The following is a 13,776-nucleotide window of genomic DNA, read 5'->3' on the forward strand; positions in this document are numbered from 1 at the left end:
CTCCACCTAACCATTCCCTCGCCCGCTGGCGGGAGAGGGCTAGGGTGAGGGCTCAGGCAACATCAACTGCCGATATATCTCCTCCATCACCGCATCAAACTCTTCAAAACCTGATGATTCCAGAATCTAATCACTCTCCAGCCACCTCGCTCTAAAAAAGCCGTTCGTTGTTGATCATAAATCTTCGCTTCATCTTCGTTATGCTGCCCGCCGTCTAGCTCAACTATCACCCTCCTTTCAATACAGGCGAAATCCACGATATAACCGCCAGTCGGATGCTGACGCCGAAACCTCACTCCGCATAAATTCCGATTACGTAAAAAACGCCACAAAAGATGCTCCGCTTCAGGCATTGCCTGGCGCTGTTGTCGCCGCCGCGTAATCGCTTTCATCATCGCCTCCCTTTCGCGATATCGGCTTACCCTACGCCATGTTTGCAGGAGGAAAATAACGCGATGAAAAAGCTGGAATCTGCATTCCAATGTGATCGCTAGCACGCTAATCGCTTAATGCGTATGATAAAGCGCTACGAAAACAGGAGCCTGACATGCCTGCCGTTCTCACTGCTTGTTGGCGCTATGTGCGCGCCTTCGTCATCATCTATGCGGCGCTTTACGCTGGAATGGGGATTTCTGCCCTGCTCCCAATAACCATTCCCGGCAGTATCATCGGCATGCTGCTGCTATTCCTGCTGCTGGGTCTGCAAATCATGCCGGTTGAGTGGGTGAAACCCGGATGCCATTTACTGATTCGCTATATGGCACTGCTGTTTGTGCCGATTAGCGTTGGTGTAATGGGCTATACCGATATTCTCACCGCGCAGTTTGGGCCGATTGTGGTGTCATGCATTGTCAGTACTTTTATGGTGCTGCTGATTGTCGGGCTCAGCGCAGAGCGCCTGCAGCGCCCGCAGGAGAAGCCGAATGAGTGATGCATGGTGGTCGCTGCCGCTGACGGTGATCGCCTATTTCCTGGCGCGTAAACTGGCGGCGAAAATCAATATCTCCATCGTTAATCCATTGTTAGTGGCGATGGCGATTGTCATTCCGATTCTGCTGCTGACTCACCTGCCATACACGCGCTATTTTGCCGGCAGCAGCCTGCTCAATCAGTTGCTGCAACCGGCAGTCGTAGCGCTGGCGTTGCCGCTGTATGAGCAGATGCATCAGATTCGCGCGCGCTGGAAAACCATCATCAGCGTCTGCTTCATCGGCAGCATCACGGCAATGGTATCGGGCACCGCGATTGCGCTGTGGATGGGCGCAACGCCGGAAATCGCCGCCACCATCATGCCGAAATCTGTCACCACGCCGATTGCGATGGCGGTCTCCGCATCGCTGCACGGTATTCCTGCCATCAGCGCCATCTGCGTGCTTATCGCCGGTGTGCTGGGTGCGGTGTTTGGCCATATGCTGCTCAATCTGTTTAAGGTGAAAAACAAATCCTCGCGCGGGTTAGCAATTGGTAACGCATCGCACGCGTTAGGTACCGCGCGCGCAGCCGAGATCGATTACCAGGAAGGCGCGTTCAGCTCCCTTGCGCTGGTGATTTGCGGCATCATCACCTCGTTACTGGCGCCGCTGCTTTTTCCGCTATTAATGCATTGGTGGGGCTAAAACTTGCGAGAGATCTCGCAAAGTTGAAACAACCCAATCAGCTTGCATTGTCAGAGCGACTTGGATCACATATAAAACGTCAGGCGGCGCATCGCCGCTAACGCGTAACTGAGGCCATCACATCATGCATTCACGATTCCTTACTGCTTTTTCCGCCCTGCCCGCTGCGCTGCAAGCTGCGATTCAGCCGCTGCTGGATGCGCCGGATTTCCATGGCGTATTGCGTCCGCAGGATGTCGCGCAACTGAAACAGCTTACCGGACTGGATGAAGATGCGCTGGCGCTGGAACTGCTGCCGCTGGCGGCGAGCTGCGCCGTGGCAACGGTGTCTCACTTCAATGTCGGCGCGATTTCGCGCGGCGTCAGCGGCCACTGGTACTTTGGTGCTAACATGGAGTTCCTGCATACCCCGCTGCAGCAAACGGTGCATGCCGAGCAGAGCGCCATTACGCACGCCTGGCTGCGCGGTGAAGAGAAGCTGGCGGCGATTACCGTCAACTACACGCCGTGCGGACATTGCCGTCAGTTTATGAACGAGCTGAACAGCGGCACGGCGATTCGCATCAGCCTGCCGGGACGCGCGGTTAGCACGCTGGGCGACTATCTGCCGGATGCGTTTGGCCCTGCCGATCTGAATATCACCGAACGTCTTCTAACGCCGGTCGATCATGGTTTTGCGGTTGCGGGCGATGCATTGCAACAGGCCGCCATTACCGCCGCCAATCACAGTCACGCGCCTTACAGCCAGAGTTACAGCGGCGTGGCGCTGCGCAGCCAGAGCGGCAAGGTCTTCACCGGTCGCTATGCGGAAAACGCCGCCTTTAACCCCAGCTTGCCGCCGCTGCAGGCTGCACTGATTTTGATGAACATGAGCAACGAAGCGCTGGAGACAATTCAGCAAGCGGTTTTGGCGGAATGTCAGGACAGCACGCTGAGTCAGCTTGACGCGACCCGCGCGACGCTTAAGGCGTTAGGATGTGAGGATTTCTCACTTACTTTAGTTTCGAAAACATCAGTTTAGTGATCCTTTTACCGCTTTTGTGACCTCCTGTTAACAAAAGCTGTACATCTGCAGGAATTTTCATAGGATCGGGCGCCAGAACCTCTTCACTTCAAGATGGACTGGCGTTACCTTTTCCCGGCGATACGTCAGAAAACACTGCAACCGGAGCAAGCACTGCATGGAACTCGACTACGAAAGTAAACGCCCGCTGTATATTCCTTATGCGGGTCCGATCCTGCTGGAATTTCCGCTGTTGAATAAAGGCAGCGCCTTCACCCTCGAAGAACGTAACGAATTTAACCTCAACGGCCTGCTACCGGAAGCGGTAGAAACCATCGAAGAGCAGGCAGAACGTGCCTGGCGCCAGTTCCTGGATTTTAAAAACAACAACGACAAGCATGTCTATCTGCGCAATATCCAGGATACCAATGAAACCCTGTTCTACCGCCTGCTCGACAATCATCTGGAAGAGATGATGCCGATCATCTACACCCCAACGGTCGGCGCGGCCTGTGAACACTTCTCTGAAATCTACCGTCGCGCGCGCGGCGTGTTCATCTCTTATAACAATCGCGACCGCATTGAAGACATGCTGCAGAACGCCACCAAGCAGAATGTCAAAGTTATCGTGGTGACCGATGGCGAACGTATTCTCGGCCTCGGCGATTTGGGTATCGGCGGCATGGGCATCCCAATCGGTAAACTGTCGCTGTATACCGCGTGTGGCGGCATCAGCCCGGCTTACACCCTGCCGGTGGTGCTGGATGTTGGTACCAACAACCAGCAGTTGCTGAACGATCCGCTCTATATGGGCTGGCGTCATCCACGCATTACCGGCGAAGAGTACGAAGAGTTCGTCAATGAGTTCATTCAGGCAGTGAATCGTCGCTGGCCGAACGTGCTGTTGCAGTTCGAAGACTTCGCGCAGAAAAACGCCATGCCGCTGCTGGAGCGCTATCGCGATGAGATCTGCTGCTTCAACGACGATATTCAGGGCACCGCCGCAGTGACCGTCGGTACCCTGATCGCTGCCAGCCGCGCTGCGGGCAGCCGCCTGTGCGAGCAAAAAGTGGTGTTCCTCGGTGCCGGTTCTGCCGGTTGCGGTATCGCCGAACAGATCATCGCGCAGATGAAGTCGGAAGGGTTGAGCGATGATGAAGCACGTGCCCGCGTGATGATGGTCGATCGCTTCGGTTTGCTCACCGACAAGCTGCCGAACCTGCTCAATTTCCAGAGCAAGCTGGTGCAGAAGAGTGACAGCCTGAAAGATTGGGACACCAGCAGCGACTCCATTTCTCTGCTCGACGTGGTACGCAACGCCAAGCCGGATATTCTGATCGGCGTGTCTGGCCAACCTGGCCTGTTCACCGAAGAGATCATTCGCGAGATGCACAAGCACACCAAGCGTCCGATTGTTATGCCGCTGTCGAACCCGACTTCACGCGTTGAAGCGACGCCAGCCGACATCATCGCCTGGACTGACGGCGCCGCGCTGGTTGCCACCGGCAGCCCGTTCTCGCCGGTCACCTGGAAAGGGAAAACCTATCCCATCGCCCAGTGCAATAACTCCTATATCTTCCCTGGCATCGGTTTGGGGGTTATCGCCGCGGGCGCCAGTCGCGTGACGGATTCGATGCTGATGACCGCCAGCCGCGCATTGGCCGACTGCTCGCCGCTGGTTAACGATGGCGAAGGTCCGGTTCTGCCGGAGATCAAAGACATTCAGGGCGTTTCCAAGCTGATTGCCATCGAGGTGGGTAAAGCCGCGCAGCTGGCGGGCGTGGCGGTGGTGACGTCGGAAGATGTATTGTCGAAAGCCGTCAGCAACAACTTCTGGCTGCCGCAGTATCGTAATTATCGGCGTACTTCGATCTGATAAATTTGTTGCCGGATCATTTAGATCCGGCAACGTTTAAAAAAACGTCAGCCAACGGGCGTTTACTTGCTTCCCCCGCCCGCCTCAAGTAGCCTTTATCCATTCTGAATTCTGCCAATCGAGTGCCCGCGCGCATGATTAAACGCGTTTTCTTTGGTCTGTTTTTCATCATCTTACTGATGGTGGCGACCGCGCTCGGCCTGGATCGCTGGATCAGCTGGAAAACCGCGCCCTTTATTTACGAAGATGTCACCTCGTTGCCACATCGTCAGGTCGGTGTGGTCTTGGGCACGGCGAAGTATTACCGCACGGGCGTTATCAATCAGTATTACCTCTATCGCATTCAGGGCGCGTTGAACGCCTATAACAGCGGCAAGGTCAATTACCTGCTGCTGAGCGGTGATAATGCGCAGCAAAGTTATAACGAACCGATGACCATGCGCCGCGATTTGATCAAAGCGGGCGTCGCGCCGTCGGACATCGTGCTGGATTACGCCGGCTTCCGCACGCTGGATTCGATTGTGCGCACGCGCAAAGTGTTTGATACCAACGATTTCATCATCATTACTCAGCGCTTCCACTGCGAGCGAGCGCTGTATATCGCGCAGCATTTAGGCATTCAAGCGCAGTGCTATGCGGTGCCGTCGCCGAAAAACATGTTGTCGGTGCGTTTCCGCGAAGTGGGTGCGCGTTTAGGGGCGCTGGCGGATTTGTATTTGATGAAGCGCGAGCCGCGCTTCCTTGGCCCGTTAGTGCCGATTCCTGCGGTGCATGAAGTGCCGGAAGATGCGCAGAGTTATCCGGCGGTGACGCCGGAGCAGCTTTTGGAGTTAGAAGAGAAACTGCAGAAGTAATGTTTGTTCCCTCACCCTGGCCCTCTCCCGCCTGCGGGAGAGGGAACCGTGTCATGCAGGTTTTAAGTTAGAACTCGGTCTGCTCCCTCTCCCGCGAGCGGGAGAGGGTTGGGGTGAGGGGAAATCCACTACTTCTTACGTGCGTACTTCAATGAATCCAGCGCCACGGCGAAGATGATGATGCCGCCCTTGATGATGTACTGCCAGTAAGGGTTAACGCCGATGTAGGTCAAACCGTAGTTGATCACGGTGAAGATGATGACACCGGTCACCACGCCCGCCACCGAACCCACGCCCCCGGCAAACGACACGCCGCCGACCACACAAGCCGCAATCGCATCCAGCTCATACATAAAGCCGAGGTTATTGGTGGCGCTGCCGATACGGCCTGCTTCCAGCATCCCGCCGAACGCGTAGAACACGCCAGACAAGGCATACACCAGAATCAGGTTGAACGGCACGTTCACGCCAGACACTTTCGCCGCTTCCGGGTTACCACCGATAGCGAAAATGTTGCGACCGAAGCGAGTTTTATTCCACAGCACCCAAACAAAGACGATGGCAATCACAGCGTAGAAGGTGATAAACGACAGTTTGAAATCACCGAAACGCAGGAAGCCTTGGGCAAATTTGGAGAAGCCAGGATCGAAACCGGCAATTGGCGATGCACCCACAAAGTCGTAATAGAGTGAGTTGATACCGTAAACGATAATCATGGTGCCCAACGTGGTGATAAATGGCGTTACTTTGAGGTAAGCGATGATCACCCCGTTCACCAGACCAATCACACCGCCGATGATGCATACGGTCAGGATAACCACCGGAATGGGCACGGTATCCAGATGCGGGAACACCTTGTTCGCGTTATCCATTGCCTGCAGCAGCGTAGCTGCCACCACCGCCGCTAAGCCAACCTGACGACCCGCTGAAAGGTCGGTACCCTGCGTGACAATCAAACCGGCCACGCCCAGTGCGATAATAATACGCACCGAAGATTGGGTCAGAATGTTACTCAGGTTCATTAAACTTAAGAAGGTTGGATCCTGGAAAATAATAATTGCCAGCAGTACAAACAGGACAACGTAAATGCCGCCCTCTTTTAACCAGGTTAGCGCATTCTTTTTAGTAGTCGCTTTCATGTTAAAGCCCTTGCTTCATTAAAGGTGTAATGACGCTAAACGCAGGATTTCATTCTGCGAGGTCGTTTTGGTATCAACAATGCCTGCTACCTGGCCATTACTCATCACTAAAATACGATCGGTAATACCCAACAGCTCTGGCATTTCAGAAGAGATAATAATGATGCCCTTCTCTTTCTTCGCCAACTCGGCAATAAGTTGGTAGATTTCGAATTTCGCGCCCACATCAATCCCGCGCGTCGGTTCATCAAGCATCAATATTTCCGGCTGCGTTAATAACCAGCGACCAATAATCACTTTCTGTTGGTTACCACCGGAAAGCGAACCAATTTGCGTATGATGACCCGGCGTTTTCACGCGCATCGAATCAATGACCCATTGGGTATCGCTTTTCATGCGTTTATTATCGAGCAGCCCCATGCTGGATTTATACTTTTTAATATTGGAGATAAGCGAGTTAAAGCCAATATCCAGATACGCATAAATACCGGTGGAGCGACGCTCTTCCGTCACCAGCGCAAAGCCGTGGTTAATGGCTTCGTTGGCGCTGTGGTTATTAATACTCTTGCCGTGCAGCTTAATCGTACCGCCTGACTTCTCGCGAATGCCAAACAGGGTTTCGACGATGTCGGTACGCTTGGCGCCCACCAAACCGGCAATACCAAGAATTTCACCTTTACGCAGATCGAACGAGATATCACGAATCGACGGCTGACGCAGTGAGGTTAAATGGCGCACCTCAAGAATGGTTTCCCCCGGCACGTTGGTTTTGTCCGGGAAGCGCTGGTTCAATGAACGGCCAACCATCATCGAGATGATTTTGTCCATGTCCAGCCCTTCCAGCGGCTGGGTGGCGATCCACTGTCCGTCACGCAAAATGGTGATCTCATCACACAGCTGGAATATCTCTTCCATCTTGTGCGAGATATACACAATGCCGCAGCCACGATCTTTCAGCTTACGAATAATCGTGAACAAGTGGTTCACTTCTTTTTCGGTCAGCGATGATGTCGGCTCATCCATAATGACGATTTTGGCATCATAGGAGAAGGCTTTGGCGATTTCGATCATTTGCATCTGCGACACCGATAAGGTGGCAACTTTATCGCGCGGATCGATATCAATATCTAATTCATCAAAGATCGCTTTGGTATCGCGATACATTTTATCCTGATCGACAAACACGCCCTTACGTGGATAACGGCCAAGCCACATGTTATCCATGACGTTGCGTTGCAGAACCAGGTTTAATTCCTGGTGCACCATGGAAACGCCATTTTCCAGCGCTTCTTTGGAGCTCTTATAATCAATTTCCTCACCCTGAAACAGGATGCTCCCCGTATCCTTTTTATAAATCCCAAACAGACATTTTAATAATGTAGATTTCCCGGCGCCGTTTTCGCCCATTAATGCATGAACAGAGTGCGGCCGCACTTTTAAATTCACATTATCTAAGGCTTTAACCCCTGGAAATGATTTCGAGACATTCGTCATCTCCAGCAGATATTCACGCTGTGTGGTCGGATTCTCACTGGCCATAATTTACCTGGCTAAATAAAGCGTTGGTCAGATGCAATAAGGCGCGGCGAAATGCCGCGCCCAGGATGAATTACTTCACAAACTGCGACAGATTTTCTTTATCTACTGGTACGTAAGGAACACGTACGATTTTGTTGTCCATCTTGAAGTTAGTGCCTGCAGTTGGCTCTTTGCCATTGGCCAGATTGTTAGCAATATCCAGCGTCGCTTTCGCCTGGTTTTCCGCATCGTTCAACACGGTACCGGCCAGCGCGCCTGATTTCACCAGCGCCAGCGCTTCTGGCAGTGCATCGACACCAAACACCGGAATGCTGGTTTTGTTGTGCGCTTTCAGCGCTTCAACCGCACCCATCGCCATCGCATCGTTATTAGCGATGATCACTTCAATCTTGTTGGCGTTCGGGCCAGAGAGCCAGGCGTCAACTTTGTCTTTTGCCTGTGCGGTATCCCACATCGCGGTATCCATCGCCAGCTGCTGTGTTTTCAAGCCGTCTTTGTTCAGGGTATCGATCACGTATTTAGTACGCGCTTCGGCATCCGGATGGCCCGGCTCGCCTTTCAGCAGCACGAACTGGATGGTACCGTCTTTGTTCAGATCCCAGGCTGGCGTGGCTTTCCAGTGCTTCTCAATCAGCTGACCCTGGATGATGCCTGACTCTTTAGAGTCGGTACCGACGTAATACGCTTTCGGGTAGCTGGCCAGCACTTTGGCGTTAGGTTCTTTGTTGAAGAACACCACCGGCACATCGTTGCCACGCGCTTTATCAATCACCACTGCCGCAGCAGCCGGATCCACCAGGTTGATGGCCAGCGCTTTCACGCCTTTCGCCATCAGCACGTCAATCTGGTCGTTCTGTTTAGACTGGTCGTTCTGGGAGTCATTCATCAACAGCTGAATGCCGCCCAATGATTTTGCTTCTTTCTCGATGTCCTTACGCACCATCGACATGAAGTTGTCGTCGTATTTGTAGATGGTCACGCCAATGCGGGTATCGGCGGCGTGCGCAGTTGCACCAAACATCATGCTGGCAACCAGTGCTGTGAGCGTGAAAACCTTCTTATTCATGGTATCTCCGGTTTTTTATGTAGGGCATTTCATTGCGCTATTTGCCTGCGGGCAAACAGCGCCGTCGGTTGTAAACCTGATAATGGGCGGACGCGTAACGCAAAGCCGGGCCACCATCGCAATCCTGACTTCCCTGTAGGTAAACGCTTCCTGAAGAGTGTTGTGAACTATTTCAATCGGCTACTGAAACCGGCTGGGAGAAGGAATTCCCAGCGTTACATGATGTTTCAGTCCGGTAAGACGCTGCCATCATAGTGAGCGGCATGTTAATTAACTGTGAATGCAATCACAGATTGGAAACGGTTACACTGAGCTATCGCCTGAATTAGTGACCGACTCCACAATTTGCCGCTGGGCGACAGAATGGCGACGCACCAGCGTTGGCATAAAGCAGTGTACAGCCAGCTGATCCAGCTCACCTGCGGCACCTTTGAGCGCTAATTCCGTGGCGAGTTTCGCCATAGAAACAATAGGATAACGGACCGTGGTTAACTGCGGATCGGTATAGCGGGAGATGGGAATATCATCAAAGCCAATGACAGAGAAATGCTGCGGAACCTGGATGCCGTTGTCCTTTAAAGCGGTCAATGCACCCGCCGCCATGCCGTCATTGTAGGAAAACACCGCTGTTAAATGTAAGTTACGACCCAGCAACTCCACCATCGCTGCTTCGCCGCCTTGCATATCAGGTTCAGCATGCGCAATCCATGACTCCTGCGGGCGAATTCCCTGTTCTGACAAGGCCTGCAGCCAGCCTTCACGTCGTTGCGTTACATCCTCAATCGGGTGGCTGGAGCTAAGAAAGCCGATGCGTTGATGTCCCTGTTGTAACAACATGCGCGTGGCTACCTGAGCGCCGGTAACGTTATCCAGGCAGACGCAGCGGTGTTCGTAACCGGGAATTGTACGGTTAATCAATACCATACCGGGAACCTGATCCATAAACTGCATCAGTTCGGCGTCTGAAAGCGTTTTCGCGTGCACCACCAATGCGTTACATCGTTGACGTATCAGCACCTCAATTGCGTGACGTTCCTTCTCTTCCTGATGCCAGGAGTTGCTGATTAACACGTGTTTATGCACGCGCTGCGCCACGGTATCCACCGCTTTCACCAGCGCGCCAAAGAAGGGATCGGAAACATCCATCACCACCACGCCAATGGTGTCACTGATTTGCGTAGCCAGCGCCTGCGCGTTGGCGTTCGGGCGATAGCCTAACGCGTCAACGGCGGCCAGCACGGCTTCCCGGGTATCGGCGGTGACTGCACTGCTGTTGTTGAGCACACGCGACACGGTGGCTACTGACACACCGGCCTGACGGGCGACATCACGAATCGTTATCATGCAGCTGTTCCACAGAGGCTGAAAATGCGCGACAAGCGCGTAACGGCGCTATTCTGTCAGGGCATGTGAAACGACTACGTGAATCACGTCACAGCAATGAAAACGGTTACATACAATTCTGCAACCTTTGTGATGAACATCATTATCTGAGCGAGGAGGAAGGATCAGCTTTTCCCGCGGCAAGACGTGTCAGTTTGCGCCAGATCCACTCCATTGGGCCTTGCGGGAAGACGCGCAGCCACAGCACGGAAAACAGGATATTAACCAGCCAGATAGCCGGTACAAAGGCCAGCAGCTGCAGTCGATCGAACCTGAGGAACAGATCAAAGCGGTAGAACAGCGTGGTGCAAATCAGCGTCTGTAACAGGTAATTGCTCAAGGCCATGCGGCCAACGCATTGAATGGCGTAGCTGACGCGCGTTGACGCAATTTGCGGCCAGAATCCCAGGCAAAGTGCGGCATAACCGAGGCTGATAAACGGACTGGCGAGATCGCGCGGCACCTGCAGGAAAAAGCCGGTCCAGCGGAATTCCCAGCCAATCATCCACTGCGCGGCGATGCCGGGAATGGCGATCAGCCAGCCGATAGTCAGCAGCAGCGCCGCCGAACGGCGATAGTGCTGCACGCTAAATTGCCCGCTGAGCCAGCCGCTGCGCATCAATGCCGCACCCATCAGCATCAAACCCGCCAGTTGCCAGCCATATTGTGATGCCAGTGCCATCAGGCCTGATGACAGATGATCCAGCCGGTTCTGCACCGCTTCCCAGCCGCCGAGCAGTTTCCAGTAGCTCTCATATTGCAGATCCGCCGCACCCGGCAGCCAGGATCGCGTGGGATTGGGGCTGGAGACCGCGCCGAAAATCAGCAGCACGCCGCAGCCGACCAGATAGAGTAATGCGCCGGTTTGTAACAACGCGCGGTCGGAAGGCACATCACGCAGCATGCGCCAGATAATCAGCCCAATCAGGCCATAATCCAGCAGGATGTCGCCTTCCCAGAAAAAGATGCCGTGAATGAAACCGAGCAGCACCAGCAGCGTCAGACGCGCCGACATCCAGCGGCTGCCGCGCGGCGCCTGCATATAAAGGCCGGCACCAAACAGCAAGGCAAACAGCGTGAGGAATTTCAGCTGCGCCAGGCCATCCATGATCGCCCACGTCCAGGCATCAGACGTAGCAGCCTCGCCGCGCCACGCCGGATTGAGATAGGCGGCCGATGGCAACGCAAAGCCGACAATGTTCAGCAGCAAGATGCCGAGAATGGCGCAACCACGAATGAAATCCAGCGCGAGATAGCGTTGCATCGAGTGCCCTGACGGAGAGAGGAAATCGGGCAACAGGTTGTTGCCCAAACAGATTAGCTGTGACGAACCGCGCGCAAAAACTCCTGACGCGTGTTCTGGCTGGATTTGAACAAGCCACCCAGCGAGGTGGTGGTGGTGGCGCTGGTAGCATCTTTTACGCCACGCGCTTTCACGCAGTAATGCACCGCATCAATTGACACCGCAACGTTATTGGTGCCGAGCAGCGTTTGCAGCGCCACCAGCACTTGCTGCGTCAGGCGCTCTTGCACCTGCGGACGCTGGGCAAAGAACTGCACGATACGGTTGATTTTCGACAAGCCAATCACTTTCTCTTTCGGGATATAGGCCACGGTGGCTTTGCCATCGATAATCACAAAGTGGTGTTCGCAGGTGCTGGTCAGCGTGATATCACGCACCGTCACCATCTCATCCACTTTCATCTTGTTTTCGATGACGGTGATTTTCGGGAAGTTGGCGTAATCCAGACCTGAGAAAATCTCATCCACATACATCTTGGCGATGCGGTGCGGCGTTTCCATCAGGCTGTCATCTTCCAGATCCAGGTTCAGCAGCTGCATGATTTGCGTCATGTGGCCGGCAATTTCGCGTTTGCGCGCGGCGTCATCCATTTCACGCACCGGGGCACGTAACGGTGTTTCCAGACCACGCGCCAACAGCGCTTCGTGAACCAGGGCGGCTTCCTGACTTAAGGTGCTCATTTACTCTTCTCCGACAGGTGATGCGCCCGCGGGTTTTCGCCCACGGGGGAAATTCTGAGCGCGTATTGTGAAATACTCCGCGCCCTTAATCCAGTAATCATTCTGATAAGCTTTTCATCACGTACGGCGACGTAAAACCAGCATTCCCGCAAGGATTAAGCTGGCGCCCGCTACCCATAGCGCGGGTTCCAGCTGATGCCATAGCATGCTGGAAATCCACGACAGCAGCGGACCGCCCAATTGCCCGACCGCATAACCGGTGGTGAGCAAACCGGCAAGATAGCGCGCATGCTGTGGTGCCAGCTCGCGCCCATATTGCAGCGTCAGCTGCACCACACACAGGAAGCCGCCGCCGATCAGCGCTGCGCCCAGCATCAGGCCATTCAAGCCGGGCAGCACAATCGCGGCGATAACGCCCAGCGCCTGCGCCCACAACACTATGGCCAGCCGCAGATGGCTGCTGCCCCAGTGACGTGTCAGAATACCTAACACGATGCCGATCACCGCCGCGCCACCAAACACCGGCCAGACAAACTGGGCAAACGCGCTGTCAGGAAAACGCGCCGCCGCCATTTGCGACAGAAAAGTGGCGGGCAGAATGTAGCCAAAGCCGGCGAGGCTGTAACTCAGCACCAGGCGCTTGAGATTGCCATTCAGCACCAGCGGCGATGCAGCGTGATCGGGGCGATGTAACTGGCCGGTGCGCGGCAGGAATCGCGCAATCGCGGCAATCAACAACAGCGCCAGCAAACCGTAAGCCGCCCACGCAAAGGCCGCGCTGACACCGCTGGCGTGCAGCGCCACCGCCAGCATGCCGCTGATAAAGATGCCGGTGCCGGGTCCGGCAAACACCGCCGCCAGCAAGCCGGGACGTCCGTGATGATGTAGCTGGTCGCTGGCCCATGCCGCCAGCAACACCATCGCCCAGCCGCTGGCCCAGCCAATCAGGAAACGAATCAGGCCATGTAACCACGGACCGCTGACGCAGGCCGAGAGCAGCGTTAAAATCACTGCGCCCCACACGCCCGCCTGTAAACGCCACTCGACGCGGGTGCGCGCACGCATCGCATCAAACGAGCCAAATAGATAGCCGAGATAGTTGAGTGCCGCCACCAGACTGGCGCTGGTGAGCGTCAGTTGATGGTCCTGAATCATCAGCGGAACCTGCGGCGTGAAAGCAAATCGCCCAATCCCCATCGCAACCACTAAACTTAAGAACGCGCTAAGCGCGACACGAAACGCCATACCGACCTCAGAATGTTTTATCACTTGTCACTAGCATGCATGACGTTTAAACTCACGGAAAGTGAATAATAC

Annotated in this window: 13 protein-coding genes; 5 read left to right on the forward strand and 8 right to left on the reverse strand. The window is 54.5% G+C overall.

Going from position 1 to position 13,776, the window contains the following annotated elements; translation table 11 throughout:
• Positions 1 to 86: 86 nt before the first annotated feature.
• Positions 87 to 395 (reverse strand): endonuclease domain-containing protein, encoded by a 309-nt coding sequence (locus tag P6287_RS12635; RefSeq protein WP_277973811.1) that lies wholly within the window; start codon positions 393 to 395, stop codon positions 87 to 89.
• 152 nt (positions 396 to 547) lie between these two features.
• Between P6287_RS12635 and P6287_RS12640 the strand changes: the two genes are divergently transcribed.
• The 5 genes from P6287_RS12640 to sanA all read left to right on the forward strand — a co-directional run bounded on the left by P6287_RS12640 (position 548) and on the right by sanA (position 5,349).
• Positions 548 to 931 carry a CidA/LrgA family protein gene (locus P6287_RS12640; RefSeq protein ID WP_110866616.1) on the forward strand — a complete coding sequence of 128 codons (384 nt, stop codon included), beginning with the start codon at positions 548 to 550 and terminating at the stop codon, positions 929 to 931.
• Positions 924 to 1,616 (forward strand): CidB/LrgB family autolysis modulator, encoded by a 693-nt coding sequence (locus P6287_RS12645; RefSeq protein WP_101763323.1) that lies wholly within the window; start codon positions 924 to 926, stop codon positions 1,614 to 1,616. The genes P6287_RS12640 and P6287_RS12645 overlap by 8 nt, the downstream gene beginning before the upstream one ends.
• Positions 1,617 to 1,740: 124 nt before the next feature.
• Positions 1,741 to 2,637, forward strand: a complete 897-nt coding sequence (gene cdd / locus P6287_RS12650; RefSeq protein WP_277973812.1) for a cytidine deaminase — start codon at positions 1,741 to 1,743, stop codon at positions 2,635 to 2,637.
• A 160-nt stretch (positions 2,638 to 2,797) separates the two neighbouring features.
• A complete protein-coding gene (locus tag P6287_RS12655; RefSeq protein WP_176972365.1) occupies positions 2,798 to 4,495 on the forward strand; it encodes an NAD-dependent malic enzyme in 1,698 nt (565 codons plus the stop codon).
• Positions 4,496 to 4,629: 134 nt separating this feature from the next.
• Entirely contained in the window at positions 4,630 to 5,349 is a 720-nt protein-coding gene (sanA, locus tag P6287_RS12660) for an outer membrane permeability protein SanA (protein WP_008104952.1), read from the forward strand.
• A 128-nt stretch (positions 5,350 to 5,477) separates the two neighbouring features.
• On the opposite strand, the gene mglC is transcribed toward sanA, so the two are convergent.
• The 7 genes from mglC to P6287_RS12695 all read right to left on the reverse strand — a co-directional run bounded on the left by mglC (position 5,478) and on the right by P6287_RS12695 (position 13,704).
• On the reverse strand, positions 5,478 to 6,488 hold the full coding sequence (mglC, locus tag P6287_RS12665; RefSeq protein ID WP_007889502.1) for a galactose/methyl galactoside ABC transporter permease MglC: 1,011 nt from the start codon (positions 6,486 to 6,488) through the stop codon (positions 5,478 to 5,480).
• Between the two features lie 18 nt (positions 6,489 to 6,506).
• Positions 6,507 to 8,027, reverse strand: coding sequence for a galactose/methyl galactoside ABC transporter ATP-binding protein MglA (mglA, locus tag P6287_RS12670; RefSeq protein WP_110866613.1), 1,521 nt, complete (start codon positions 8,025 to 8,027; stop codon positions 6,507 to 6,509).
• Positions 8,028 to 8,097: 70 nt separating this feature from the next.
• Positions 8,098 to 9,093 (reverse strand): galactose/glucose ABC transporter substrate-binding protein MglB, encoded by a 996-nt coding sequence (gene mglB / locus P6287_RS12675; RefSeq protein ID WP_101763715.1) that lies wholly within the window; start codon positions 9,091 to 9,093, stop codon positions 8,098 to 8,100.
• A gap of 303 nt (positions 9,094 to 9,396) precedes the next feature.
• Positions 9,397 to 10,437: an HTH-type transcriptional regulator GalS gene (gene galS, locus P6287_RS12680; RefSeq protein ID WP_277973813.1), complete on the reverse strand. Its 1,041-nt coding sequence runs from the start codon at positions 10,435 to 10,437 to the stop codon at positions 9,397 to 9,399.
• Between the two features lie 142 nt (positions 10,438 to 10,579).
• Positions 10,580 to 11,740, reverse strand: a complete 1,161-nt coding sequence (yeiB, locus tag P6287_RS12685) for a DUF418 domain-containing protein YeiB (RefSeq protein ID WP_277973814.1) — start codon at positions 11,738 to 11,740, stop codon at positions 10,580 to 10,582.
• 53 nt (positions 11,741 to 11,793) lie between these two features.
• Complete coding sequence (gene folE / locus P6287_RS12690) at positions 11,794 to 12,459, reverse strand: GTP cyclohydrolase I FolE (protein ID WP_049852430.1); 666 nt, start codon at positions 12,457 to 12,459, stop codon at positions 11,794 to 11,796.
• A 117-nt stretch (positions 12,460 to 12,576) separates the two neighbouring features.
• The gene (locus P6287_RS12695; protein WP_101763712.1) at positions 12,577 to 13,704 is read right to left on the reverse strand and encodes a YbfB/YjiJ family MFS transporter; all 1,128 of its coding nucleotides are present in this window, start codon (positions 13,702 to 13,704) and stop codon (positions 12,577 to 12,579) included.
• Positions 13,705 to 13,776: the final 72 nt, after the last annotated feature.

The organism is Pantoea sp. X85 (genome assembly GCF_029623675.1).
GTDB classification, from domain to species: domain Bacteria; phylum Pseudomonadota; class Gammaproteobacteria; order Enterobacterales; family Enterobacteriaceae; genus Pantoea; species Pantoea leporis.

Coding starts and splice junctions, on each gene's coding strand:
- sanA (WP_008104952.1), top strand. CDS start 4,630: ATGATTAAACGCGTTTTCTTTGGTCTGTTTTTCATCATCTTACTGATG.
- P6287_RS12695 (WP_101763712.1), bottom strand. CDS start 13,704: ATGGCGTTTCGTGTCGCGCTTAGCGCGTTCTTAAGTTTAGTGGTTGCG.
- cdd (WP_277973812.1), top strand. CDS start 1,741: ATGCATTCACGATTCCTTACTGCTTTTTCCGCCCTGCCCGCTGCGCTG.
- folE (WP_049852430.1), bottom strand. CDS start 12,459: ATGAGCACCTTAAGTCAGGAAGCCGCCCTGGTTCACGAAGCGCTGTTG.
- yeiB (WP_277973814.1), bottom strand. CDS start 11,740: ATGCAACGCTATCTCGCGCTGGATTTCATTCGTGGTTGCGCCATTCTC.
- P6287_RS12645 (WP_101763323.1), top strand. CDS start 924: ATGAGTGATGCATGGTGGTCGCTGCCGCTGACGGTGATCGCCTATTTC.
- P6287_RS12635 (WP_277973811.1), bottom strand. CDS start 395: ATGATGAAAGCGATTACGCGGCGGCGACAACAGCGCCAGGCAATGCCT.
- P6287_RS12640 (WP_110866616.1), top strand. CDS start 548: ATGCCTGCCGTTCTCACTGCTTGTTGGCGCTATGTGCGCGCCTTCGTC.
- galS (WP_277973813.1), bottom strand. CDS start 10,437: ATGATAACGATTCGTGATGTCGCCCGTCAGGCCGGTGTGTCAGTAGCC.
- P6287_RS12655 (WP_176972365.1), top strand. CDS start 2,798: ATGGAACTCGACTACGAAAGTAAACGCCCGCTGTATATTCCTTATGCG.
- mglB (WP_101763715.1), bottom strand. CDS start 9,093: ATGAATAAGAAGGTTTTCACGCTCACAGCACTGGTTGCCAGCATGATG.
- mglA (WP_110866613.1), bottom strand. CDS start 8,027: ATGGCCAGTGAGAATCCGACCACACAGCGTGAATATCTGCTGGAGATG.
- mglC (WP_007889502.1), bottom strand. CDS start 6,488: ATGAAAGCGACTACTAAAAAGAATGCGCTAACCTGGTTAAAAGAGGGC.